The organism is Brevibacterium epidermidis NBRC 14811 (genome assembly GCF_001570805.1).
Classification (GTDB): Bacteria; Actinomycetota; Actinomycetes; order Actinomycetales; family Brevibacteriaceae; genus Brevibacterium; species Brevibacterium epidermidis.
In genome coordinates, this window is the sequence record NZ_BCSJ01000004.1 from 49,982 (window position 1) to 75,125 (window position 25,144).

Sequence of the window (25,144 nt, forward strand, 5' to 3'; positions counted from 1 at the left end):
CCGAGGAGATTCCCGAATGTTCTCTCTCCCCTGGTTAGAACTCTCACGGTTCAAACGCCACACGATCACGCGACTGGCGATGATCGTCATCATCGTCATCCCGTCGATCTACGGCGGCCTGTACCTGGCCTCGAACTGGAACCCGACCGACCACCTCGACAAACTGCAGGCGGCCATCGTCAACGAGGATACGGGCGCGGAGAAGCCTGATTCGGACGGGGAGAGGCTCAATGCCGGCGATGACCTCGTCGACGAGATCACGCCGAAGGGCGAAGGCGGATTCGACTGGCAGGAGACCAGCCAGGAGGAGGCTGACAAGGGGCTTGCCGAGGGGAAGTACTTCGCGATCCTCGAAGTCCCTTCGGACTTCTCGGAAATGCTCGTGTCGACAGGCGGTGACGATCCGGAGCAGGCAGGGCTGCGGCTGCGCACCGACGATGCCCACAACTTCATCGTCGGACAGTTGGCCGGGACCATCCTCTCCGAGATCAAGTCGGGACTGAGCGAGACCACCACGGCCGAGTACGTCACCCAGGTGTATCTCGGATTCAACGACATCCACTCTGAGACGGAGAAGGCCGCGGACGGTGCGTCCGAACTGCACGACGGAGCAGGTCAGCTCCACGACGGCACCGGAGAGCTCGTCGACGGGACGACGAAGCTCGACAAGGGCGTCGGAACGCTGCAGACCGGTCTCATCGACCTCGACAAAGGTGCTGGTGAGCTGAAGAAGGGCAGCGGCGACCTGGCCGATGGTGCCTCTGATCTGAAGAAGGGCACAGCTGAGGCGAAGGACGGCTCGAAGAAACTCGCCGACGGCGCCGGGCAGGTCGCCGACGGCACCTCCGAACTGCGCGATACCGCAGACGAGGCCACGAAGAAGGCCGAGGACGTCAAACGCAAGGCCGATGATGTCGTCGACGGAGCGCGCCCCAAGCTCGAACGCGCCGAAGGGGACTTCGACGATGCCCGCACCACCGTGCGCGGGGACATGGACGACCGGATCAAGCGGCTGCAGAAGGACTATCCGGACGACCCGAACGTCAAGAAGCTCGCCGAGGATGCCGACAGCCTTGGCGAGGACCTCGATTCCGCGCATAAGCGCGCCTCCGATGCCAAGGACGAGGCGAAGAGCCTCGAGGACAAACTGACCGACGCGGTCGACGGAGTGATGGACAAGATCCGCACGGCCGATAAGAAGATCGGTCAGCTCGACGACGGCGCTCAGAAGGTCGCGACCGGTGCTGATGACCTCCACTCCGGGCTGATCAAACTCGATGCCGGTGCAGGAAAGCTTGCCAAGGGTGCTGGTGACCTCCACGACGGGGCCGTCCAGCTCAAGGACGGCACGGCGAAGGCCAAGGACGGAGCCGGTGATCTCAAGGACGGATCGGCTCAGCTCGTCGACGGGTCGAAGGAACTCGACAAGGGCGCTGGCAAACTCGACGACGGTTCCGGAGAACTCGCCGACGGTCTGGAGAAGGGACTCGAGCAGATCCCGACCTACGACAAGAAGGATCGGGAGAATCGTTCGGATGTCGTAGCTGTTCCCGTTGACGCGGACAAGGTCAAGGACAACGCCGTCGACGCCTATGGCGAGGGACTGTCCGCGTTCTTCGTCTCCTTGGCCCTGTGGATCGGCGGAATGATCACCTACATGGTGATCAACGCTATCCCGTACCGGGCGTTGTTCTCATCGGCCAGCTCGTCGCGGATCGCCTGGGCCGGCTACGTTCCGGGGCTGCTCTTCGGCATCGCCCAGGTCGCAGTCCTCTATGCGATCCTCACCTTCGCCTTGGACTTCTCGGCCGGAGCGTGGGTGTGGACGCTGTTGTTCTCGATACTCGTGGCGGCCTGTTTCCACTCCGTGCACCAACTGTGTGTCGCGGCCTTGGGAGGGGTCGGCAGGCTGATCGCCCTGGTGCTGCTCATGCTGCAGATCGCCTCGGCAGGCGGAACCTATCCGGTGCAGACGGCGCCGACGATCTTCCAGATCATCTCGCCGTTCCTGCCGATGACGCATGCGGTCAACGGTCTGCGCACCCTGGTTGCCGGTGGCGACATGTTCATCGCCGGGCAGGCGGCCGTGGTGCTGCTGCTGATGACGGCAATCTGTCTGGTCGCCACAACCGTGGTCTGCAGCCGCAAGCGCATGGTCACACTCACCCAGCTCCACCCGAGTCTGGAGCTCTAGGCCGGGGCGCGGGGCCTATAGCAGTCGCTAAGTTGAATTGTCTGGTCGATCCGCAGTGGTTTCCGCGCCCTAACCGACGCGGATCGACCAGGAAAACGGGTTCAGCGATGCGGGCAATCGTGTCGGAGCTCTCTGCTCGAGCACGGCCGTAGAGCCTCGGCCGCCTCGGCGCAGCCCTTATCCGAGCGCCAGCCGCGCGGCCAGCACCACGAGCACGATCGCGATGACGATATCGAGGACCTGCCAGACTCGCGGCCGCCCCAAGTAGCGGGAGAGTCCGCGGGCGCCGTAGCCGATGACGAGGAACCAGCTGATCGAGCCGAGCATGGCCCCGAACGTGAACGGCCAGACTCCACCCGGACCCTGCTGGTTCGCGAGGTTGCCGAGCATGACGACGGTGTCGATGTAGACGCCGGGGTTGAGGAACGTCAGCGCCAGAGTGGTGAGGATGACGGATTTGAGGGTCCGCTGATGAGTGTCCGCCTTCAGCCCGGTGGCCTCGCGCGCTGATTTCAGGCTCGTCCACGCGAACCACAGCAGGTAGGCCACGCCCAGCCAGCGCAGGATCTCGAGTGCCCACGGTGCCAGAAGCACGATCGCCCCGATTCCCACCGTGCCCGCGCCGATGAGCAGGACGTCGGCGACGATGCAGATGGTGACGACGACGCCGAGGTGCTCGCGCCGAATCCCCTGCCGCAGCAGGAGTGCGTTCTGCGGGCCGACGGCGATGATGAGCGACCAGCCGGTGAGGAGTCCGGTGACGAGATGAGTGAGCACGGACTCAACAGTAGAGGCCGACAAGTCAGAAGAAAAACAACAGAATATGCATCTGATGCACAATTGCTTCATGAACATCGATCACGTGAAAGCCCTCGCCGCCGCTGTCGACGAAGGCACCGTCGAGGGGGCGGCCTTCGTTCTCGGCATCACCGCCTCGGCGGCGAGCCAGCGCATCCGCACACTCGAGTCCCGCCTCGGGCAGGTGCTCATCCGACGAACGAACCCGATCACCGTCACCGAGGCGGGGCAGGCGATTCTCCGCTACGCCCGGCAGGTCGAGCTGCTCGAGTCCGAGGCGCTCGACCGGCTGCACGGAATCGACGCCGATTCGCCTGGATCGGGCGGATCAGGTGCTGGGCGGAGCGAGCCGACCGTGCTCCGGGTGGGGGTGAATGCCGATTCGATGGCGACGTGGTTCCGCCCGATCTTCGCCGAGGCGGCCGGCTGGGACGACGTCGTCCTCCGCATCGAGATGGTCGATCAGGACAAAGCGCTGCCGCTCTTGGCGTCGGGCGAGGTGCTCGGCACGATCACCTCGACGGCGACTGGCGGATACGGGACGACCGTAGCCGAGCTCGGGACGATGCGCTACGTCGCCGTGGCCGAGCGCTCCCTGTTCGATCGGCATTCCACCGGGACCGAGGCGGATCTGTCCAGGCTGCCGATGGTGAACTTCGGGCAGGACGATGACCTGCAGTTCGAGTTCCTCCGCCGGTGCGGAGTCGATGGGCGGCCGCCGATGTCGGTCGTGCCGGGATCGGCGGAGTTCGTGGCCGCAGTGGAGGCGGGCCTCGGCTGGGGGATGGTGCCGGTCATGCAGTTCGAGGGTCTCGACGCCGACCTTGTCGAGATCGGCACCGAACCGCATATCGACGTCCCGCTGTACTGGCACCACTGGACGTTGGCCTCTGACAAGCTCTCCCGACTGACCGAGGCGCTGCGTCGCGCGGCCGCCGCGATGCGGTGATCGGGTGACGAGAGGTGCGGTTGCCTTCTATTGAGCCGCTTCCCGGCGCACTGGGTGGGCGAAATGGTCACAGAAATTCGAGCAGAGCGTGACCAAAAAGACCACCTAAGAGGTGCTGTGGGGCGACCAGGAGCTGAGGAGCTTGTCGATCGTCCACTTCACCTGCTCATGTGCGGCGTCGACGGTCATCGTCTCGGGCGAGATGATCGAATGCAGGGCGATGCCGTCGACGGTGGTGAAGAGCGCTGTGGCGGTCGGGGCCACCTCGGTGGGGTCGAGGTGCCCCTCCTCGGCGAGCAGATTCAGCCACCGATGCAGGCTGTCATAAGTGACCCGGTGGCCATGTTCGAGGAGTCGACGGGACACGGCACGCTTCTCGGCTCCGAGCGCATGCAAGTGCATGGAGAACCACGTTTCGAGCTGCACATCCCGATGCTCATGAGTCGGCAGGAATTGGGCGCAGCACTCATAGAGACGATCGGCTGGCGCACGGCTCGAATCGGCGATGGAGAAGTCATTGATGACGGTGTCGATGGAGCGCAGCGCGACCGCCTCGTGGAGGTCCGCCTGGGTGGGGAAGTAGTGGCGCAGCGTCGATGCCCCGACTCCCGCCTCCTTGGCCACAGCACGCACGCTGAGGTTCGCCTGCCCCGGCTGCGACCCCTCCGCCAGGCGAATCGCCGCGGCGATGATCTCGTCTCGCTTCGACAACCGAGCTCCTCGCTTCATTGACAACGATGCTTTCGATCAGTGTATAGTACGTTGTACTAGTACGGTGTGCCAAAGCGTTTTAAGGCGCGGCAGGAACAGTGTGCTGACCCGACCAGAGGACCCGAACGGAAGAAGAGAGAGCCCTCATGATCGACAGTCTGCAGGAATTCGCCGGAAACTTTCCCGACTGGCTGCAATGGGCGGGCGTTCTGCTCGTCTCGGCCATCCCCTTCGTCGAGTCGTATTTCGGCGCTGTCATCGGCGTCGCGATCGGACTTCACCCCGTCGTCGCCATCCTCGTAGCCGTCATCGGCAACGTCATCTCGATGCTCGCCTTCGTCTATGGGGCCGGTGCCATCCGCGACAAGGCGACGAAGAATAAGGAGGTCGAGGAGAAGCCGAAGCGACAGCGGCTCAAGCGCATGTTCGACAAGTTCGGCGTGCCGGGAGTTTCGCTGCTCGGCCAAACACTCCTGCCCTCGCAGATCACTTCGTCCGCGATGGTCGGCTTCGGTGCGAACCGCAATGTCGTGGCCTTCTGGCAGGTCATCTCGATCATCCTCTGGGGCGTCCTCTTCGGAGTGCTCGCCACCTTGGGTATTGAACTCGCGCTGCGCTGAGGGTACGTCGGCCCGTCCAGCCGTGTCAGACCCTCCACCTAGACTGGCACCATGACGGAATCCACCCCGACATCCGCACCCGCAGCCGGCTCGCCCGGCGCCCCAGACGACTTCGCGATCGAGGCGCAGCGCATCCTCGCCGAACTCACCGCGAATCCCAACGCGCAGTTCCGCGACGGCCAGCTCGAGTCCATCCGGGACCTCGTTCAGGCGAAGAAGCGCGTCCTCGTCGTCCAACGCACCGGGTGGGGCAAGTCAGCCGTGTACTTCGTCGCCACCCGCATGCTTCGGGCCTCCGGCACGGGACCGAGCCTCATCATCTCCCCGCTGCTGGCACTCATGCGCGACCAGATCGCCGCAGCCGAACGCGCCGGAGTCCGCGCCGCCAGCCTCAACTCCTCGAACGTCACCGAATGGGACTCCGTGCTCAAGGACCTCAAGGCCGGCAAGCTCGACGTCCTCCTCGTCTCCCCAGAGCGGCTGAACAATCCGCAGTTCCGCGACGAAGTGCTGCCGCAGCTGCTGGCCTTCCTCGGCCTCATCGTCGTCGACGAAGCCCACTGCATCTCCGACTGGGGGCACGACTTCCGCCCCGACTACCGCCGCATCGGCCGCATCCTGTCCGAACTGCCCCACAACACCCCCGTGCTCGCGACGACCGCGACAGCGAACTCCCGCGTCGTCGCCGACGTCGCCGAACAGCTCGGCGACGACACCACCGTCGTCCGCGGCGAACTAGCCCGTGACTCCCTGCGACTCGGCGTCCTCAACGGGCTCGATGCCAGCGCACGCATCGCCTGGCTGTCAGCTCACCTCAACGACTTCACCGGGTCCGGAATCGTCTACACGCTCACCGTCTCCGCCGCCGAAGACATCACCCGAATGCTGCGCGAACAGGGCCACGAAGTCCGCGCCTACACTGGCCGGACCGATGCCGAAGAACGCGCCGAACTCGAGCAGCAGCTCAAGGACAACCGCCTCAAGGCACTCGTGGCCACCTCGGCGCTGGGAATGGGATTCGACAAACCCGACCTCGGATTCGTCGTCCACCTCGGCGCCCCGTCCTCAGCCGTGGCCTACTACCAGCAGGTCGGCCGCGCCGGCCGCGCCACGGACTCCGCCGACGTCCTCCTGCTGCCCGGCGCCGAAGACGAACAGATCTGGGAGTACTTCGCGACTGCGTCGATGCCCAACCAGGACGACGCGAATGCCGTGCTCGCGGCCCTCGCCGAGGCGGACGGCCCCCTGTCCGTGGCCCGCTTGGAGACCTTGGTTGGAACCAAACGCTCCCGCCTGAATCTGCTGCTCAAGACCCTCGAGGTCGAAGATGCGGTTTCGAAGGTCAAAGGCGGGTACGTCTCGACCGGGCTGGGCTGGACCTATGACCGGGACCGGTATGAGAAGGTCGCAGCCGTCCGAGCGGAAGAGGCCCGGGCCATGCTCGACTATGAGGCGACCGGGCAGTGCCGCATGGAGTTCCTTATCCGCCAGCTCGACGACCCCGACCCACAGCCATGTGGTCGCTGCGACAACTGCGCCGGTGTGTGGTTCTCCTCCGAAATCTCCGATGAACAGCGCCAGGCCGCGGCCGGGAACCTCCACAAGATCGGCCTGCCCGTCGAACCGCGCAGCACCTGGCCCAGCGGTCTTGCCAATATCGGAGTTCCGCTCAAGGGCCGAATCCCCGCCGAAGAGCTCGCCGAGGAGGGGCGTGCGATCGCGCGTCTGTCCGACCTCGGGCAGGGCCAGACCCTCCGGGCTTTCCTCGCCCCGGATGCTCCCGATGCCGAGGTGCCCGGTCAGATCGGCAAGTGGTGCCTTGAGGTCTTGGCGCAGTGGGATTGGAAAACACGGCCCGAGGTGGTCGTATCGATCCCGAGCAATCGCCGTCCCGGGACGGTGCGATCCTTGGCCGCGAATCTCGCAACGGCCGGGCGACTCGTCGACGGCGGCGAACTGCTTCAGGTCGGCGACCACGGCACACCGGACGTCAACAGCGCCTTCCGCGTCAAAGACCTCTATGAAGCCTTCGTCGTCCCTCCCGAGGTCGAAGAAGCCGTCGCGGGGAAGTCAGTGCTGCTCGTCGACGACGAGGTCGTCTCCCGGTGGACGATGACGGTCTGCGCACGATTGCTCCGGCGGGCCGGTGCCACCTCGGTGCTGCCGTTCGCTCTCGCCCTGCGGGCCTGACCGGTCCTTAAGCGCGACGCAAGTCGCGGACCAGCCTCGGCGTCGACCTACGTCCGACCTGCCTGGCCCACGTGGACCAGGGGTAGGAGAGTCGGACATGGAAATAGTTGATGTACTCGGCGACAGCGAACTGCCAGATGACGATGATGAGAACCGCGCTGAGCGAAACGCCGGGCCAAGCGACGACGATGCCGATGAGTGAGGTGAGAAGCACGAGCGGGTTGATGACGCGCAGAAACCGATAGATTCGAGCGACCGGTTTTGGAATCGGGGCCGGCAGATGATGCCGAGCGATCAGCCAGTAGATTCCGGCCTGAACGAGGATGAAGAGCAGCGGGGACAGTGTTGCCCATAGCGCTGCTTCGGCTCGATCGGCCGTGACGAAAGCGAGACGCGTCGGAACGACAGCGAAGACCGCTGCGGCGACGATTTCCCCGAGCCCGAGGCTGAGGAATCGTCGCCGCAGAGGTTCAAAGCGGTCGGTAGAGGTCACGGGCGGTTCAGCGACTGCCACAGTGCAGCCGCCCGGAACAGAACCGGGCCGCCTCGGCGAGGCTGACGGTCACAGATTCTGCTGGAGCTGGAACGTCGCGCCTTCCGGATCGGTGACCGTGACGATGCGTCCGTACGGGGAGTCTTCCGGACCGGCGAGCACCTTGCCGCCGAGCTCGGTCACCTTCGCTGCCGAGGCATCGGCGTCTTCGACGTTGAAGTAGGTGCGCCAATAGGAATTCTGTGCCCACTGACTGGCATCACAGATTCCGGCCACAGCCTCGTCACCGTCGCCGTGTGTCGAGTACGGGAACCCCTCCATCGGGGTGATGTCGAACGAGAAGACCTTGGCATAGAAATCATTCGCCGCCTGATAGTTCGTCGTCATGAGTTCGAACCACACCGGAGTTCCCGGAGTGAGCGGTGTATCGAAGCCCGCGAACTCGCCGGGCTGCCACATGCCGATGGGTGATCCCGTCGGATCGACGACGACAGCCATCTGACCCAGCGGGCCGACGGGCATGGGGCCGACGACTTCGGCCGCTCCGGCGCCCAGCGCGGCCTGATAGGTTCCGGCGATGTCGCCAGTGTGCAGATAGGTCGACCAGGCTGTGGGCATCTCCGGGCTCGGGGTGCCGTCCATGTTCATGGCTCGCATGGCGCCGCCGACGTTGCCTCCGTCCTTCGTGATCATGCTGTAGTGGCCGAAATCGGGACCTTTGTCGGCGAACTCCCAGCCGAAGAGCTGAGTATAGAAGTTCTGGGCGGCCTCGAAGTCCTGGCAGACATAGTCGATCCAGATCGGCTGGCCTTCGCGGGGGTTGGCAGGCATTGCGTCTCCTCGTGTGGTGGGGTGGAGGTGAGTTGCAGTGATTGGTGCCGACGGCAGGGGGATGACCCTACTGCCAAGCGCGCGTGAAATCCGCGAAGCAGTCGGTCAGCGCCGCCTGCAGAAGCGGACCGAAGGTCACGCGCCCGACCCCGAGTTCAGCGAGCTGAGAGAGGTCGAGTTCTTCGGGCACCGCGCCCTTGATCGGGTGCGCGGTGACATTGAGCGGCAGAGTGATCTGCGCAAGGATCGATTTGAGTGTGCCCACATCGGGCAGACGGACGGGGTAGACGGAGTCCGCGCCGGCGTCGGTGCACAGACGCAGACGTCGGACCACCTCGGCGGTGGGGTCTTCGAAGTCGCCGGGATACTTGAACACGTCGGTGCGGGCGTTGATGACGACATGGACCCTTTGAGCCTCGGCCGCTTGGCGCAGGCTCCAGATGTATTCGGCGTGCTCCTCGGGGCTGCGCATACTGCCCCGACTGTGGACAGTGTCCTCGATATTCACACCGACCGCTCCGGCTTCGAGGAGACCGGCGATGAGTTCGGGAGCGGGGGTGTCGTATCCGGATTCGAGATCTGCGGTGACGGGAACATCTACCGCCGAGGTGATCCGTGAGATCCCCTCGAGCGCTTGCTCGAGCGTCATCTGCTCACCGTCGCCATGGCCGAGCGAATCGGCGAGCGGGTGCGATCCGATGCTCAGAGCGTTGAAACCGACGTCGACCATCGCACGAGCCGACCAGGCATCCCAGACGGTCGGCAGCACGAGAGGTTCGTCCTGGTGATGGCCCCGCAAGAGGGTGAAAGCGCGTTCGGCGAGAATCGTGTAGTCGACCATGGTCAGTACTTTTCCACTGTTGTGCCTCGACACGCCAGGGGTCGGACTGGTTCACCAGAAGGTTTCAGGCAGGCGCAATGATAGCGTAAACAACATCCGATGTCGCCGTACGGAGGAGCAGAGGTGGCCGGTTCGGGCACCATCCGCGTTTCGCCCAAACCTGAGCGGGTATGGGCACTTCTCGCCGTGGTTGCCGGCATGGCCACGATCCTCATCGAGATTCCCGCGGCACTGATGTCCGAAGGCGGCTACTCATTCGCACAGCAGCCCATCAGCCATCTGGGGATGACCGGATGCGGCGACTGGGGAGACGCGGAAACCCCGATCGAGGTCTGCTCACCGGCCCATCCCTTCGTCAACGGCGTCTCCATCATCGCCGGATCGATGCTCGCGATCATCGCCTTCATCTGGCACGACTGGATCGCCCCGAGTCGCTGGGGCAGGTGCGGGTCCTTTATGCTCGCCGCCGGCGGAATGCTGCTGGCCGGAACCGGGATGGTCCCGGCAGACATCGATCCGAGACTGCACGCCGTCTTCGGAATCGGCGGATCCGCAATCCAGAATCTCGGTCTGCTCTCCGCAGGTATTGCCTTGATCCGGTGGACCGAGAAGCGCTGGATCGGTCCCGTCGACTTCGGCGGGCTCACGCTCGGGCTGGGCGTATTCGCACTCGCCGGTACGTTGTTCTTGGCCGCTCCGGACAGCTGGAACCTGCCCGTCGGCACCGTTGAGAGAGCCGCGTCCTATCCGTTCCTCATCTGGTTCATCCTCGCCGGATGGATGCAGCTGCGTGACGCCTCCAGGCGAAAACGCGAGCTCGCCTCCGGGCCGTGAAGTCGGCGAGCGAGTGAGCCGGCGCAGCTGCAGCGTGTCTACAGCCGAGGAGTCCGCGGCGGCGCCTGCCGGCGCTCACCTGTCGCCTCGAACGCGGCAGCGATCTCGATGAGCGCGGAATCGTCCCAACCGCGTCCGACGATCGTCAGGCCCACGGGAATCCCGGTGTCCGACATGGTCCCCATCGGCACCGTCACCGAGGGGATGCCCAAGTGTCTGGGCACGAGGTTGCCGTTGGCCACCCAGGTGCCGTTGCGCCAGCCGAGATCGGCAGACGCCTCATTGACGTCCATATCTGCCGGCCCCACATCGGCCATCGCCGGGAAGATCACCGCATCGAGGCCCTGCTCATCCATCCACTCCTCGAGGTCGACTCGGCGGGTCTCCTCGAGCCCGCGCACACCGGATTCGAGCTCCGGGATCTCCGTGACCGCGGCGTACCGGTTCGTCCGCACCTGCTCCGGGTAGGTCGCGATGTCATCATCGAAGCCGACGTAGCGGTCTGGCAGCGCACCGGGAGGATGGGGGAAGATGAGGGCCCCGTCCACCTCGGCGAGGGTGTTGAGGTTCGGGTCGCCGTTCGCCGCGAGGAAATCATCCCACCCCCACGACGAGAGATCATTGATCTCCCGATCGAGGTAGGCGGCGGTGACGAAGCCACGCGTCGCAATCGTCGGCGCACCGGGGCGGTCACCCTCGTAGTTGCTCACGACCGGGAAGTCGGTCTCGACGACCTCGGCTCCGGCCGCTTCGAGATCGGCTCGCGCCGCCTCCCAGGCCTCCATCACCGAGGCGCGGGTCTCGACTCGTTGTCCGGTAGGCCCGCCGATGCCGCCGTCCGGATTCGTCCCGGCCTCAGGATCGGCATTGATGTACATGCGCGGCACACCGAGGCGTTTGCCTGCCAGCACGGACTGTGCCGCCGCGACCGAATCCGGCAGCAACGCGGCATAGGAATCCGGACGCACCGTGCTCGACCTCGGGATCTCCACCCACGGTTGGACGCGCCAGAAATCTCCCCGGGTCTGTCCGTCGTCGGCGACGATGACGTCGAGGACCTCGGCGAGGTCGGCCATCGTGCGGGTGTGGGGGACGACGACGTCCATGGTCGGAACCAAGGGCCAGTTCCCGCGCACGCTGATCACCCCGCGCGAGGGCGTGTAGGCGATGAGCGCATTGTGCGAGGCCGGGGCGCGACCGGATGACCAGGTCTCCTCGCCGAGACCGAAGGCCGCGAAGCTCGCCGTCGTCGCCGTGCCCGAACCATTCGACGACCCGGAGGCGAAGGCGCTGGTCAGCCAGTCGGCGTTATACGGGCTTTCGGCGCGACCGTAGAGTCCGCGCTGCATACCGCCGTTGGCCATCGGCGGCATGTTCGTCAGGCCCAAGCAGATGGCGCCGCCGGCGCGAAGACGCTCGATCGTGAACGCGTCCTTCTGCGCGATGAGGTCAGCGAACGCCGGCGAACCGGAGGCCACGGTGAGACCGGCGACCATGTAGCTGTCCTTCGCGGTGTACGGGATCCCGTCGAGGGGGCCCAGCGTCTGACCGGCCGCACGTCGTTCATCGGAGGCGGCCGCCTCGGCGAGTGCCTGCGGGTTGGACACGATCACGGAGTTGAGCTTCGTGTCGGTCTCGGGACCGTCGAATGCCGCGATCCGGTCCTGATAGACCTCGACGAGCTCCACCGAGGTGGTGCGGCCGTCTTCGAGCGCGGCTCGCAGATCGGCGATGGACGCTTCGACGACATCGAACTTCGACATGTTCATCCTCCGGGCACTGGGCGGTGCGTGGGGCACTCGGCAGTGAGTGCGCGATTCGGGTGTGTTCCCGTCCAGGCTAGCGACGATCAAGTCGCGCCGCTCTGCGGATTTCGTTGTCAAGGGCATGTGATAACGGATTCTACAAGTTGTAGAATGAAGGTGGAGATGGTCTCCGAACTGTTCCACACTGAGGCAGTCGCAAGGATGTGATGGCATGCCGCGAAGAGTGAACGACTATCGAGGACTGGCCGAGGTCAGTCGGGTCCTGCTGCTGGGTGCTGTGCAGAATCACCCGGGCAGCCGACTCAAGGAGCTCGCTAACGAGGTCGGACTGCACATCAACACGGCCCGTGACCATCTGCGCGTGCTCATCGACGAAGGATTCATCTTCCTGCAGCCGGAATCGACGGGAGCGAGAGGCCGACCGCCGATGGTCTACCACCCGGTCGACGATCCGGAGGCGAACGCAGCAGCGGCCGAGCGCATCGCCCGCGCCCGGGAGCATCACGATGTGCTCTGCCGCCTCGTGGCCGGAGCTGAGCTGCGTCCGGCCGCTCTCGACGATCTCGGTGACGAGGCAGGCACGCAATTCGATCTGCTCTACGAACATCTCGATGATTCGGGGATGGAACCCGAGCCCGACGCCGAAGAGCTTCGGATCTCGTTGGCTCCGTGCCCGCACTATCGGATGGTGGGTGACGATCGTGCGATCGCGTGCGGTATCCACGCGAAGATCGTCACGGACCTCCTCCGCCAGGTGTCCGGACCGCTCGAACTGGATCAGCTGCAGCCCTATGTTGCGGAGAGCAGATGTCAGATCCTGCTCCGGCAGCGCGGATGCCCGGATCCGGATGAGACCAGCGACCCGCGCCCGACGGAAGAGACCGACGGCCCCGACCCTCAGTAATCGATGGTCTCCCAGCCCCGACGCTGGGGCTGACGCTGCCGGTCCTTCGACCGATAGATGATGTACGGCCTGGTCAGGTAACCCAGTGGTGCGGCGAAGACGTGGACGAGCCGCGTGAAGGGCCACAGCGCGAAGATGAGGATCGCTGCGAGCACATGCACCTGGAACCCGATCGGGGCGGCCGACATGAGGGCGATATCGGGTTGGAATGCCCAGAACTGGCGGAACCACACGGACACGCCCTCCCGGTAGTCGTACCCGCCGAGTGCCGAGTCGAAGATCGTCGAATACACACCGGCGAGGATGACGACCGAGAGCATGAGGTACATGAGTTTGTCGAGCCGAGTCGTCGCACCGAACACCCGGTTGTTCGTTCTGCGACGGTAGATGAGCAGGACCAGCCCGCCGACCGTGGCTGCGGCTGCGCCGAGTCCGATCGTGATCGCCATGAAGTGATACATGTGATCGGTGATGCCCACCGCCGCGGTCCACGACTTCGGAATCCCCAGGCCGACGACGTGGCCGAGGAAGACGAAGATGATTCCGTAGTGGAACAGCGGGGACCCGATGCGCAGGAGCTTCGACTCGTAGATCTGCGACGACCGCGTCGTCCAACCGAAGCGGTCACGCCGGAACCGCCAGATATGACCGAGGATGAACACGGCCAGCGCCATATAGGGGATGATCACCCACAGGAACGTCTCGAGCACCGTCGGTGAGTTCATGATCGCTCTCCTGTCACGTCCGTCAGCGGGATGAATGTCTGTCCGCCACCCGCCGAACACGGTCCCGCAGCCGCCCCAGACGCCGAGGCGGCCGCAGTCATCGCCGCGGTGGTCTCGGCCGCGCTCGGCGGAAGGTCGCCGTAGCCTCCGAGTCCGTCGAGTCCCACCGTCTCCGTGGCCGGTCCCTCGGCAGCGAGACGTTCGACGGCATGGATATCGTCTCCGTCGAGGGCGGGCAGGGTGCCGCAGACCGCGCGGATGGTTCCGGCCCAAGGTGAGCCGATCTCGTCGAGGTGGAGGCGCAGCAGTTCGATCCCGGCCCGGTTGGACAGCAGGATCCGGACCCCGGCGCGAAGATCGTGCCCGGCGGCGAATTCGAGAACATAGGTGAGATGGTCAGGCAGCTGTGATTCGTCCATGTCGAGCCCTGCCGCCCGGTAGATCTCCTTGATCTCCAACAGTGCCTGACCGCGCTTGCGCGTATCCCCGTTCGAGAAATAGGTGAGGAACAGACAACCGCGCCGCCTGGTATCGAAGGTCTCGACATAGTCGGCGCGCAGTCCGATGGGATCACCGGCACCGAGGTGGCCGATCGTCTCGTCCAGATCGTCCTTGAGATGATCGGGGACACCCGCCTGGTCGAGCAGCGCAGAGATCTGAGGCAATCGTTCGAGCAGATCGTCACCCGGGTAGTCGATGAGCCAGGATGCCGCCGCGAAGACGGCTTGCAGCGCCGAATCGTCGATCCCCGGGGCGGTCTGGCCGCCAGACTCTGCATGGTCCTTCGCGCGTTTCGTCCATTTGGACAGGAACTTCAGAGGTCGGTACATTCTCAGGCCCCTGCCGGTCCGTCGGCAGTCGGGAACAAGCCCGTCGGCTTGCCCTTCCCGTTCCAATTCAGCAGATTGAGCCGACCGCGCAGATGCGAACGGTCGGGTTCGTCGGCGCTGCGTTCGGCCAGTGGATCCGACACTCCCGAAGTTCCTGCGAAGCCCGGACCAGAAGCGATATCGGGCATCTCATTCATGCCGGGTCCGCCCTCTGCATTGAGCGGACAGTCCGTGCCGATGCCTTCGAGACTGTGGGCCTGCTCGGAGTGGCCGGCGGGGATGACATAGCGTTCGTCGTACTTCGCGATCGCCAGCAGCCGGTACATCTCCTCCATCGACTCCGGAGTCATCCCCACAGCATGAGGGATGCGCACATCGGGTTCGACGCCCATATTGATATCGCGCATGAATGCCCGCATCGCCGCCATCCGGCGGAGCACATCGGCCACGACATCCGTATCTCCAGCGGTGAACAGGTTCGCCAAATACTCGATGGGGATGCGCAGCTCATCGATCGCGGCGAAGAGGTTGACGGCGTTCTCCGCGTCGTAGCCGGTGTCCTTGACGACATCGACGACCGGCGACAGCGGCGGAATGTACCAGACCATCGGCATCGTCCGGTATTCCGGATGCAGCGGCAGCGCGAGGTCGTATTCCTTGATGAGCTTGTACACCGGGGACCTCTGGGCGGCCATGATCCAATCGTGGGGAATGCCGGCCCGCTCGGCGGCATCCATGACATCCGGATCGTGGGGATCGAGGATGAGGTCCTTCTGCGCGGCGAAGAGATCCTTCTCATCGGGAACCGATGCCGCCTCGGTGACCTTGTCGGCGTCGTAGAAGACCAGCCCGATATAGCGCAGGCGACCCACACAGGTCTCCGCGCAGACAGTGGGCTCACCGTTTTCGATGCGCGGATAGCAGAACGTGCATTTCTCGGCCTTGCCGGTGCGGTGATTGAAGTAGATCTTCTTGTACGGGCATCCGGAGATGCACATCCGCCAACCGCGGCAGGAGTCCTGGTCGACGAGCACGATTCCGTCCTCCTCCCGTTTGTAGATCGCACCCGAAGGGCACGAGGCGACGCAGGAGGGGTTGAGGCAGTGCTCGCAGATGCGCGGCAGGTAGAACATGAAGGTCTCTTCGAACTCGAGTTTGACCTTGTCGCCGATCGACTTGAGCATCGGGTCGAGATCGGCCTTGGCATAGGTGCCGCCGAGGTCGTCGTCCCAGTTGCCCGACCACTTGATGTCCATCCGCTCGCCGGTGAGCAGAGACTTCGGCGGGGCCGTGGGGATGTGCTTCTGTTCGGGAGCCGAGAGCAGATTGTCGTACTCGTAGCTCCACGGCTCGTAGTAGTCCTCGATGCCCGGCAGCTTCGGATTCGAGAAGATCGATGCGAGCTTCTTCAGCTTGCCGCCGGCCTTGAGCTTGAGACGGCCGTTCTTGCTCAGCGCCCAGCCGCCCTGCCACTTCTCCTGATCCTCGTAGCCGCGGGGGTAGCCCTGACCGGGGCGGGTCTCGACATTGTTGAACCACACGTATTCGGTGCCTTTGCGGTTCGTCCATGCCTGTTTGCACGTGACCGAGCACGTGTGACAGCCGATGCATTTGTCGAGGTTCATCACCATCGCCATCTGCGCCATGATTCTCATCTGCCTGCCTCCTGCTGTCGAGTCGTTGTCAGTATTCGACGTTCTGGTTGGTGCGGCGGCGGATCACCGTGACCTCGTCGCGCTGGTTTCCTGTCGGCCCGTAGTAGTTGAAGGCGAACGACAGCTGCCCGTATCCGCCGACGAGGTGGGTCGGTTTGATCATGATCCGCGTGAGCGAATTGTGGATGCCGCCGCGCTGCCCGGTCGTCTCCGTCAGCGGCACGTTGACCGTGCGCTCTTGTGCGTGGTGCATGAACGCGGTGCCCTTCGGCATGCGGTGGGAGACGACGGCGCGGGCAGCGACGACGCCGTTGCGGTTGATCGCTTCGATCCAGTCGTTGTCGGCGATGCCCACGGCCTCGGCGTCCTCGACGCTCATCCAGATCGTCTGCCCGCCGCGGCCGAGGCTCATCATGAAAAAGTTCTCCTGATACATCGAGTGGATCGCCCACTTGTTGTGCGGAGTCAGATACCGCACCGCAATCGAGGTGCCGTCCGAGTCCCCGACCTGTGGTTCACCGAACAGCGCGTTCATGTCCAACGGCGGGCGGAAGGTCGGCAGCGCGTCACCCATCTCCAGGAACCAGTCGTGATCGATGTAGAACTGGTACCGGCCGGTGAGCGTGTGCCAGGGTTTGAGCCTCTCTACGTTGATCGTGAACGGGGAGTATCGGCGACCGCCGGCTTCCGATCCGGACCATTCGGGTGAGGTGATCACGGGCACCGGTGCGGCCTTCGCATCCTCGAAGGAAACCTGTTTGCCCTCGTGTTCGGCAGACAGATCGGCCAGCTTCTGGCCGGTGCGGATCTCGAGCTTCTTGAACCCTTCGGTGGCCATGATGCCGTTCGTCGTGCCAGAGAGTCCGAGGATGAAGTCCGCGGCCCGCCGATCCGAGTCCAGGCGCGGCTGGCCCTTGCCAGCGCCCTTTGCGACGACGCCGTTGAGTCGGCGCAGCCGTTCGACATGATGGTCGACGTCGAAGCGGATCCCGCGGGCATTCATGCCCTGGGATTCCAGCAGCGGGCCGATCGACGTGTACTGGTCATAGATGGCCGTAAAGTCGCGTTCGACTTCGACGAGCTTGGGCATGGTCTTGCCCGGGATCGGTTCGCATTCGCCGAACTTCCAGTCCTTGACCCGGCCATGCGGGGTGTTGAGCGCGTCCGGACTGTCATGCTGCAGCGGCTGGGCCACGACATCCGTGCGGGTGCCCAGGTGAGTGCGGGCGAGTTCGGAGAACTTCTCCGCGATCGTCGCCCAGGTCTCCCAGTCGTTGCGTGACTGCCACGGAGTCGAGATCGCTGGATTGAACGTGTTGACGAACGGATGCATGTCCGTCGTCGACAGGTCGTGCTTCTCGTACCAGGTCGCTGCCGGCAGCACGACATCCGAATGCAGCGTCGTCGTAGTCATCCGGAAATCGAGGGTGAGCAGCAGGTCGATCTTGCCCTCGGGTGCCTCGTCGCGCCAGTCGACGTCGCGTGGGCGCAGATGCTCAGGCGTCTCCTCGGCCGATACCGAGTTGTCGACTCCGAGGAGGTGCTTGAGGAAGTACTGGTCGCCCTTGGCCGAGGAGCCCAAGGTGTTCGCCCGCCACATCGACCAGATACGCGGATAGTTGTTCGCAGCATCGGGGTCCTCGGCGGCGAAGCGCAGTCGGCCGGCCTTGAGCTCGTCGACGATGTGCTCGGCGCTGGTCTTGCCCGCCTGGCTGGCCGCCTCGGCGATGTCGAGGGGATTGTCGTCGAAGGTCGGATAGTACGGCTGCCAGCCCAGGCGTGCCGATTGGGCGATGGCATCGGCGGTGGACATGCCCTTGAATTTTCCGTGCCCGGCCCGGGCCGAGAGCATATCGGCCCCGAACTGGTCATAGCGCCACTGATCGGTGTGCATGTACCAGTACGTCGTCTGGGTCATCTGCCGCGGCGGGCGCACCCAGTCCAGAGCGTTGGCCAGGTGCAGCCACCCGGTGAAGGGGCGGATCTTCTCCTGGCCGACGTAATGGGCCCAGCCGCCGCCGTTGACTCCCTGCGTTCCGCACAGCGTGGTCAGGGTGAGGAAGGTGCGGTAGGTCTGATCCGAGTGGAACCAGTGGTTCGTGCCCGCACCCATGATGATCATCGACCGGCCCTTCGAGTCCCGCGCATTGGCGGCGAATTCGCGGCCGATGCGGGCTGCTGCCTGCCACGGCACTCCCGTGATCGCCTCCTGCCAGGCCGGGGTGTTCGGGCTCGTCGCATCCTCATAGTTCTCCGCCCACGTCCCGGGCAGGCCGGGCCGCCCCACCCCGTATTCGGCGAGCATGAGGTCGAAGACCGTGGTCATGACCCTCTCGCCGAGGCGGACGACCGGAACCCCGCGCGTGATCTCGTCGATCTCGCCTTGGGCAGCGGTATCGAAGCGCGGCAGCGTGACCTCGACGGCATCGCGGATGCCGTCGGTCGCCTCGGCGATGGACAGGGCCGGGTCGATGTCCTCGAGGTCGAGGTTCCACTTGCCTTCGCCGTCGGCGGCGAAGCGGTGGCCCAGGGTGCCGTTGGGCACGGCCGGTGAGTTCGTGGCCTTGTCCCACAGGGCGGGTTTGAAGTCGGCATCCTCGGTGTCGGCCTCGGACGTGGCTGCGGAGCCGAGATCGGTGGCGGTGACGAAGCGGCCCGGTCGAAATCCACCGGTCTCGTCGGGTTCGAGCTCGACGAGGAACGGCAGGTCAGTGTACTTGCGGACATAGCCGTCGAAGTAGTCCGTCGTCGCGTCGACGAAGAATTCCTTGAGGATGACATGGCCCATGGCCATCGCCAGGGCGCCGTCGGTGCCGGTGGCCGGTGCCAGCCATTCGTCGGCGAACTTCACGTTCTCCGCATAATCCGGGGCGATGGAGATGACCTTCTGGCCGTGGTAGCGGGCTTCGGCCATCCAGTGGGCGTCCGGGGTGCGGGTCAACGGAACATTCGACCCCCACATCATCAGGTAGGAGGAGTTCCACCAGTCACCGGACTCGGGCACGTCGGTCTGGTCGCCGAAGACCTGTGGGGACGCCGGCGGCAGGTCGGCGTACCAGTCGTAGAACGACAGCATCGAGCCGCCGATGAGCTGGTGGAACCGGGCTCCGGAGGAGAAGGAGACCGGGCTCATGGCCGGAATGGGGGAGAAGCCGGTGGTGCGGTCGGGTCCGAGGTATTTCACGGTGTAGACGTAGGCGGCGGCGACGATCTCGACGGCTTCGGCCCACGTCGCGCGCACGAGTCCGCCCTTGCCGCGGACTGATTTGTAGCGGCGGGCCTTGACCGGGTCCTCGACGATGGACTTCCACGCCAGCACTGGGTCGTGGCCGTTGGCGGCCTTGGCTTCGCGGAAGAGCCGCAGCAGTGCGCCGCGGACATAGGGGTAGCGGACTCGGGTGGGGGAGTAGGTGTACCAGGAGAACGAGGCTCCGCGAGGGCAGCCGCGCGGTTCGTATTCGGGCATGTCCGGGCCCGGGCTGGGATAGTCCGTGGCCTGGGACTCCCACGTGATGAGTCCGTCCTTGACGTAGACGTGCCAGGAGCACGAACCCGTGCAGTTGACCCCGTGGGTGGAGCGGACGACTTTGTCGTGTGACCAGCGGTTGCGATAGAAGGAGTCGCCCTGCCGCCCGCCGGAGTAGTGGATCTCGCGCTTGTCCTCGCTCATCGTCGCCCGAGGGGTGAAGAACTTCCGGCTTCCGATGAGCGTGTCCATGAGCGAGTTGTCGGTGCCCGGACGGACGGCCTCCGGCGGCGAGGAATCGGTCGGCGTGTACTGGTTTCTGCCCTGCGCCGTATTCTCGGTGGTCATGACCGTGTCTCCTTGTCGTCGTCGCTGATACCCGAACCCGTCGGGTCGCTGTCGGTTCCGGCGCGCTCTGCGCTCGAGCCGGCGCTGGGGGCTGCCGCGGCCGAATCATGATGGTCCACGGCTTCGGCCGTCGTCGGCGGGTTGGCGCCGATCCAGAGTGTGATGAGGAGCGCGATGACCGTGAAGCCGGCGAGCAGCAGCAGACCCAGCGAGTAGTCGTGGGTCGCCGACCACATCGCTCCCAGCAGGAGCGGCGGGACGAATCCGCCCAGTCCGCCGGCAGCGCCGACGAAGCCCGTGATCGAGCCGACTCTTGCAGGATCCGAGCGCTGCGCGATGAGCGCGAAGGTCGCACCGGAGGCCATTCCGAAGCCTGCCGACATCGCAATGAACTCTGAGCTGTAGACGATGAACTCCACGGGGTGGAAGGACAGGGCGATGGCGCAGATGGCGACGAGTGAGTAGGCCACGCCGAGGGTCTTCACCGCCCCGAGGCGATCGGCGAGGATTCCGCCCAGCGGGCGGGTGATGACTGCGACGATGACGAAGCCGGCCATGCGCAGGGATGCATCGGCGGGTTCGAGGCCATAGTCGTTGTTGAGGTAAGTCGGCAGGTAGACGGAGAAAGCGACATAGCCGCCGAAGGCGAGAGCGTAGAGATAGGCAGCCTGCCAGGTCAGCTTGACCGACAGCGTCTGTCCCAGGGTGGTGATGAGGCTCTGGCGCACAGGCTGCCAGTCGGGTGGATTGCGCATCAACGTGAAAGCCAGGAGCGCGTAGATGACGAGGACGACGGCTGCGACCACGAAGGGCAGCTGCGGCCAGATGTTGTACAGGGGCACGGTAGTGAAGGCCGCGATCGCGGTACCGCCCATGCCCATGCCGTAGACGCCGATGGCTGAACCGCGGGACTCCTTGGGGAACCAGCGATTGACGTAGGGGACGCCGACGGCGAAGCTCGTGCCGGCGACGCCGAGGAAGAATCCGCCGACGATGAGCGAGGCGTAGTTGTACTGGCCGATGAAGCCGACGAAGAGCACCGGAATGACCGTGATGAGGGCGATGAATGACATCATGAAACGTCCGCCGAGGCGGTCGGTCAGCGCTCCCACGACAATTCGTCCCAGCGAGCCGACGAGGACGGGCACGGCGACGAGCAGCGCCGAGTCGTCGGTGAGTTTCTCCTCGACGAAGTGTGGTCCCAGGGGGCTGATGAGCGACCAGGCCCAGAACGTCACAGTGAAGCCGAGGGTAGCGAAGATCAGTGCTCTGGTCCGCTGCGCATTCGTAGCCGAAGCAGGTGATCCGGCGGTCGATGGTTGATGCATCTCAGGCTGTGACATATTCTGCCCCTCCACGACGAATGTGCCGACTGCTTACGATCACAGCAGAGTTGAGGGGAAAGTGGAACAGTTTCCACCGTGTTTAATCAGGAGGCCGCTCGGGCCGCGTCTGTGTGGAAGGTCGGACCTCGCCCACGGGGTCACAAAGTGATATACGTCATAATTGTATGACTGATTCTACTGTCTGTAGAAAAGCGTATGATCGAGTCATGTCGATCACAGCGATGATACTCAGCGGCGGTCGCTCCCGGCGGTTCGGGGGCGTTCACAAGCCAGGTGTCCGCCTCGGCGGGCAGACGGTGATCTCGCGCATCCTCGGCACCGTCCGACAGGCCGTGCCGGAAGCGGAGGTGTGGGTGGCCGGAACCACTGACGGACTCACGGACGCCGAGGCGGACTCGGTCGGCAGCGTACGGGAGGAGCCCGAGTTCTCGGGCCCTCTGGCCGGAATCGAAGCCGCTTCCCGGGCGATGGGTGACTCCGAGGTCACCGTGATCCTGGCCGGGGACATGCCGCTGGTGCGGCCGGACCATCTGCGGGCGCTCATCGTCGCGAGCCGGGAGTCCGGGCTGCCTGCCGCCGGCGTCGATGACCGCGGCAAGCTCCAGTACCTCTGCGCCGCGTGGCCGACTGCGCTGTTGCGTCGACGTCTGGCCGATATCGGCCAGACGCAGGACAGGGCGGTCAAACTCCTCTTCAGCGGACTCGAGGTCGCACCTGTCGACGTCGACCCCGCGGAGATCGTCGACTTCGACACCCGTGAGGAGTACGAGCGCGTCGCCCGCAGAATCGAGGCCACGGACGCGGATACGGCGGGCGATCCTCGGGACGGGACTTCGGCGGGCGCCGACGCTCCGAGTGGCGCCAGAGCCGTGCCGGAGCAGGTGCTGCGGATGCGGGACCTCGCAGCCGCCGAGCTTCCGGAGGGGGCGTGGATGACAGATGCCGAGGTTGCGGCCGTGCTCGAGTTCGCTTCGCACATCAAGCATTCGGACTCATCGCTCAGTCCGGTCGTCGCCGCATTCCTCGCCGGCAGGCTCCACGCTGCGACGAGGGAGGGCGGAGCCTCACTCGCGGAAGCGCTGGCTCATGTGGAGGGGACCCTCACTCGCTCTCAGGGCTGAGCCCGAGCCCGTTCGCCAAGCTGTCGACGAAGTCCAGCCCCCGGCGGTCACGGTCCGCGCCGACCACCTGGTCGTCGAGGTCTGCCCCGTCGACGCAGCCGGCGAGGAAAGTTCCGAAGGGTCCTGAGGCCCGGGTCCCCGTCTCGTCGGACCAGCGTGCGCTGGCATCGAGCAGCTCAGCGACGAGCTCGACGGCGGGCTGCGTATCCGGGAGCGGGACTCCCAACGTCTGCGCTGCGGCCGAGAGTTCGGCCGCCATCGCCGCGATGCGGTCCGGTGAATAGTCTCTGGGCATCTCGTCCTCCTTGGTCACCGACCCTAGCGCAGGTGTGATGGCGGGCCCGCCGTTTCGACCGTGAATAAGTCCGGCCCGCCTCGGCGAGGGTGTCGGGGCGGGCCGGATACGGCGGTCGTCGGGGGAAGGCGGCGGCCGCCTCGGCGAGGGGATTGATCAGTCGTCGATCTGGGTCTGTTCGACGGCTTCGACGGCCTCCTCGGGGGTCAGGCGGCAGGAGAAGCCGACGTAGAAGACGATGATCGAGAAGATCACGGTGACGATCTCGCCGACGATGAAGCCCATGATGGGGTCCGATGGCCTGGCTGGAGTATCACGACGAGTTCCCCGCCTGGGACTCCGCGCACCGCGGATGATGCCAGCGGTCTTAGTCTGAGGCCGGGGCGGTGCTCCGGCTGCGCTCAGGCGGACGCCCGGCAATCGGTGCACAGGCCGAAGATCTCGAAGACATGGTGTGTGATCTCGAAGCCGTTCGACGCCGCAATCTGACGCATCCAGTCCTCACTCGGCGGGTCGATCTCGACGGCGGTGCCGCAGCGCTCGCAGACGAGGTGATGGTGGTGTTCGGTCTGCGCGCAGGCGCGGAAGAGCTGGGTCTCGGCGATGGTGATCGTATCGGCGTCGCCGCTGCGTGCGAGCGCATTGAGCTGTCGGTAGACGGTGGCCAGGCCGACGCTTGCACCTTCGTCTTCGAGGCGGCGGTGGAGCTGTTTGGCGGAGACGAAGCGAGTCTCGGTTTCCAGGGCAGCGCGGATGAGGGCCTTCTGCGCGGTGCTGCGCGTCTTCTTCTGCGGAGCTGCCATGAGGAGCCCTCCCTAGTCGTCCCAGCCGAACTTGTCGTCCTTGTCGCAGGTGCATATGCATGAACGCGCATATGCGAGAGAAATAATGAAACACGTTACCATTAACGGGCGGTTCACCCACAACTCTACGATTGACTCCGTACCGAGAACGGGGCCCGCGCGCACAGCGGAACCCGCGCTGTCGAGCCACCGAGCACGAAAAGCGAGCACGACCACCGAGGAGGCGCAATGAGCGGCCCCAAACGCAGACCTGCGATCCCGGTCATCCTGCTCACCGGCTACCTCGGCGCCGGAAAAACGAGCCTCCTCAATCACCTCCTGCGCCACCCCGGCGCCCGCATCGGGGTGATCGTCAACGACTTCGGCGACCTCAACATCGACGCCGGACTCGTCGTCGGCCAGGTCGACGAACCGCTGTCGATCTCGGGCGGATGCGTGTGCTGCCTGACCGATGACTCCGAACTCGAGGACGCCCTCGTGGCGATGACGAACCCTGGTCTGCGCCTCGATGCGATCATCGTCGAAGCCAGCGGATTCGCCGAGCCCCTGACCCTGGCCCGCATGATCACCCGCATGGGCCACCACCGATTCCACCTCGGTGGGGTCATCGACGTCGTCGACGCGACTATGTACTTCGACACCGTCGACACATCACACCTGCCGCCTCTGCGCTTCGCTGCGACGACGTTGGTGCTGGTCAACAAGCTCGATCAGGTGCCTGTCGCGGACCGTGACGCCACGGTCGACGCCGTCCGCGCCCGCGTCCACGAACGCAACCCACGCGTCCTCGTCATCGGCACCCACCACGCCCGCCTCGACCCCACGCTGATCTTCGACCCGGGCGAAGGAGAGAGGGGCCCTCGCCGAGGCGGTTCCGACGTCGGCGAGGACCCGATCCAACCCGAACTGCCGATCCGGGAACTGCTGCGTCAGGCCTACGCCGAGGCGGCAGTCGACGAGATCGGTGACGACGAGGTCGATGCGGAATCCATGCCACACCACCACGCCCAGTCCGTGACCGTCACCGGCAGCGGCCCTGTCGATCCGGATGCGGTGATGGATTTCGTCGAAGACCTCCCGCCCGGGGTGTACCGGGTAAAAGGCACCGTGCGCGTGGCCGCGGACTCCGGTCAGCGCGACTTCGTCGTGCAGGCGGTCGGCCCGAACGTCTACGTCGCCGAGGCCGCCCGACCCGCACCGAAGGCTCCGTCCTCGAACGTGGGAGACGGTGAGGGGCCGGATGCGGACAGCGTCCTCGTTGTCATCGGTGAGCACTTCGACACCGAGGCGGCCGAAGCCACTCTGACCGCCGCGCTCAACACTGGGGCCATAGCCAAGGAGGCAGGGATCGGTCGCCAATCCGACCGCTCCGAACGCCTCCTCCACCACGTCCGCCTCCACGACTGAGAACCCTTATTGCTACC

At 65.1% G+C, this 25,144-nt stretch carries 22 protein-coding genes; 8 read left to right on the forward strand and 14 right to left on the reverse strand.

The annotated features are described in order from the left end of the window. Positions 1-16: 16 nt before the first annotated feature. A complete protein-coding gene (locus tag BEP01S_RS04585; protein WP_062240998.1) occupies positions 17-2,194 on the forward strand; it encodes a YhgE/Pip domain-containing protein in 2,178 nt (725 codons plus the stop codon). A gap of 177 nt (positions 2,195-2,371) precedes the next feature. Here BEP01S_RS04585 and BEP01S_RS04590 read toward each other — a convergent pair whose 3' ends face one another. Continuing rightward, positions 2,372-2,971 carry a LysE/ArgO family amino acid transporter gene (locus BEP01S_RS04590; protein ID WP_062241000.1) on the reverse strand — a complete coding sequence of 200 codons (600 nt, stop codon included), beginning with the start codon at positions 2,969-2,971 and terminating at the stop codon, positions 2,372-2,374. 70 nt (positions 2,972-3,041) lie between these two features. Here BEP01S_RS04590 and BEP01S_RS04595 point away from each other — a divergent pair, with 70 nt between their 5' ends. Further along, positions 3,042-3,941, forward strand: coding sequence for an ArgP/LysG family DNA-binding transcriptional regulator (locus BEP01S_RS04595; protein ID WP_062241037.1), 900 nt, complete (start codon positions 3,042-3,044; stop codon positions 3,939-3,941). Between the two features lie 105 nt (positions 3,942-4,046). Here BEP01S_RS04595 and BEP01S_RS04600 read toward each other — a convergent pair whose 3' ends face one another. Continuing rightward, positions 4,047-4,652: a TetR/AcrR family transcriptional regulator gene (locus tag BEP01S_RS04600; RefSeq protein WP_062241002.1), complete on the reverse strand. Its 606-nt coding sequence runs from the start codon at positions 4,650-4,652 to the stop codon at positions 4,047-4,049. 146 nt (positions 4,653-4,798) lie between these two features. Between BEP01S_RS04600 and BEP01S_RS04605 the strand changes: the two genes are divergently transcribed. Beyond that, positions 4,799-5,272, forward strand: coding sequence for a membrane protein (locus BEP01S_RS04605; RefSeq protein ID WP_039212163.1), 474 nt, complete (start codon positions 4,799-4,801; stop codon positions 5,270-5,272). Between the two features lie 51 nt (positions 5,273-5,323). After that, complete coding sequence (locus BEP01S_RS04610) at positions 5,324-7,462, forward strand: RecQ family ATP-dependent DNA helicase (RefSeq protein ID WP_083532535.1); 2,139 nt, start codon at positions 5,324-5,326, stop codon at positions 7,460-7,462. Positions 7,463-7,469: 7 nt separating this feature from the next. On the opposite strand, the gene BEP01S_RS04615 is transcribed toward BEP01S_RS04610, so the two are convergent. From BEP01S_RS04615 to BEP01S_RS04625, 3 genes are all read right to left on the reverse strand, one after another. Continuing rightward, entirely contained in the window at positions 7,470-7,955 is a 486-nt protein-coding gene (locus BEP01S_RS04615) for a hypothetical protein (RefSeq protein WP_062241003.1), read from the reverse strand. Between the two features lie 69 nt (positions 7,956-8,024). Continuing rightward, positions 8,025-8,786 (reverse strand): VOC family protein, encoded by a 762-nt coding sequence (locus tag BEP01S_RS04620; RefSeq protein WP_062241005.1) that lies wholly within the window; start codon positions 8,784-8,786, stop codon positions 8,025-8,027. 67 nt (positions 8,787-8,853) lie between these two features. Then, entirely contained in the window at positions 8,854-9,627 is a 774-nt protein-coding gene (locus tag BEP01S_RS04625; RefSeq protein ID WP_062241007.1) for an isocitrate lyase/PEP mutase family protein, read from the reverse strand. Between the two features lie 99 nt (positions 9,628-9,726). On the opposite strand from BEP01S_RS04625, the gene BEP01S_RS04630 reads away from it, so the two are divergent. After that, a complete protein-coding gene (locus tag BEP01S_RS04630; protein WP_062241010.1) occupies positions 9,727-10,461 on the forward strand; it encodes a DUF998 domain-containing protein in 735 nt (244 codons plus the stop codon). A gap of 38 nt (positions 10,462-10,499) precedes the next feature. On the opposite strand, the gene BEP01S_RS04635 is transcribed toward BEP01S_RS04630, so the two are convergent. After that, a complete protein-coding gene (locus BEP01S_RS04635) occupies positions 10,500-12,224 on the reverse strand; it encodes an amidase (RefSeq protein ID WP_062241012.1) in 1,725 nt (574 codons plus the stop codon). Positions 12,225-12,438: 214 nt separating this feature from the next. On the opposite strand from BEP01S_RS04635, the gene BEP01S_RS04640 reads away from it, so the two are divergent. Next, positions 12,439-13,131, forward strand: coding sequence for a winged helix-turn-helix transcriptional regulator (locus BEP01S_RS04640; RefSeq protein WP_157070521.1), 693 nt, complete (start codon positions 12,439-12,441; stop codon positions 13,129-13,131). On the opposite strand, the gene narI is transcribed toward BEP01S_RS04640, so the two are convergent. From narI to BEP01S_RS04665, 5 genes are read right to left on the reverse strand one after another with little or no spacing between them, the layout of a single operon-like run. After that, positions 13,125-13,856 (reverse strand): respiratory nitrate reductase subunit gamma, encoded by a 732-nt coding sequence (gene narI / locus BEP01S_RS04645; RefSeq protein WP_039212184.1) that lies wholly within the window; start codon positions 13,854-13,856, stop codon positions 13,125-13,127. The two genes, BEP01S_RS04640 and narI, sit on opposite strands and share 7 nt — an antisense overlap. Further along, a complete protein-coding gene (narJ, locus tag BEP01S_RS04650) occupies positions 13,853-14,686 on the reverse strand; it encodes a nitrate reductase molybdenum cofactor assembly chaperone (RefSeq protein WP_083532536.1) in 834 nt (277 codons plus the stop codon). The genes narI and narJ overlap by 4 nt, the downstream gene beginning before the upstream one ends. A 2-nt stretch (positions 14,687-14,688) precedes the next feature. After that, positions 14,689-16,341 carry a nitrate reductase subunit beta gene (narH, locus tag BEP01S_RS04655; protein WP_039212187.1) on the reverse strand — a complete coding sequence of 551 codons (1,653 nt, stop codon included), beginning with the start codon at positions 16,339-16,341 and terminating at the stop codon, positions 14,689-14,691. 28 nt (positions 16,342-16,369) lie between these two features. Continuing rightward, positions 16,370-20,155, reverse strand: a complete 3,786-nt coding sequence (locus BEP01S_RS04660; RefSeq protein WP_083532537.1) for a nitrate reductase subunit alpha — start codon at positions 20,153-20,155, stop codon at positions 16,370-16,372. Next, positions 20,152-21,498 carry an MFS transporter gene (locus tag BEP01S_RS04665; protein WP_244882061.1) on the reverse strand — a complete coding sequence of 449 codons (1,347 nt, stop codon included), beginning with the start codon at positions 21,496-21,498 and terminating at the stop codon, positions 20,152-20,154. Before BEP01S_RS04665 ends, BEP01S_RS04660 begins: the two co-directional genes overlap by 4 nt. Before the next feature lie 209 nt (positions 21,499-21,707). Between BEP01S_RS04665 and mobA the strand changes: the two genes are divergently transcribed. Then, positions 21,708-22,622: a molybdenum cofactor guanylyltransferase gene (gene mobA, locus BEP01S_RS16535; protein WP_064485817.1), complete on the forward strand. Its 915-nt coding sequence runs from the start codon at positions 21,708-21,710 to the stop codon at positions 22,620-22,622. Here mobA and BEP01S_RS04675 read toward each other — a convergent pair. From BEP01S_RS04675 to BEP01S_RS04680, 3 genes are all read right to left on the reverse strand, one after another. After that, entirely contained in the window at positions 22,603-22,917 is a 315-nt protein-coding gene (locus BEP01S_RS04675) for a hypothetical protein (RefSeq protein WP_062241016.1), read from the reverse strand. The two genes, mobA and BEP01S_RS04675, sit on opposite strands and share 20 nt — an antisense overlap. 156 nt (positions 22,918-23,073) lie before the next feature. Next, positions 23,074-23,202, reverse strand: coding sequence for a hypothetical protein (locus BEP01S_RS17210; protein WP_280512729.1), 129 nt, complete (start codon positions 23,200-23,202; stop codon positions 23,074-23,076). A 116-nt stretch (positions 23,203-23,318) separates the two neighbouring features. Continuing rightward, positions 23,319-23,720, reverse strand: a complete 402-nt coding sequence (locus BEP01S_RS04680; RefSeq protein WP_062241018.1) for a Fur family transcriptional regulator — start codon at positions 23,718-23,720, stop codon at positions 23,319-23,321. 228 nt (positions 23,721-23,948) lie between these two features. On the opposite strand from BEP01S_RS04680, the gene BEP01S_RS04685 reads away from it, so the two are divergent. Then, positions 23,949-25,127: a CobW family GTP-binding protein gene (locus BEP01S_RS04685; protein ID WP_062241020.1), complete on the forward strand. Its 1,179-nt coding sequence runs from the start codon at positions 23,949-23,951 to the stop codon at positions 25,125-25,127. Positions 25,128-25,144 lie beyond the last annotated feature (17 nt).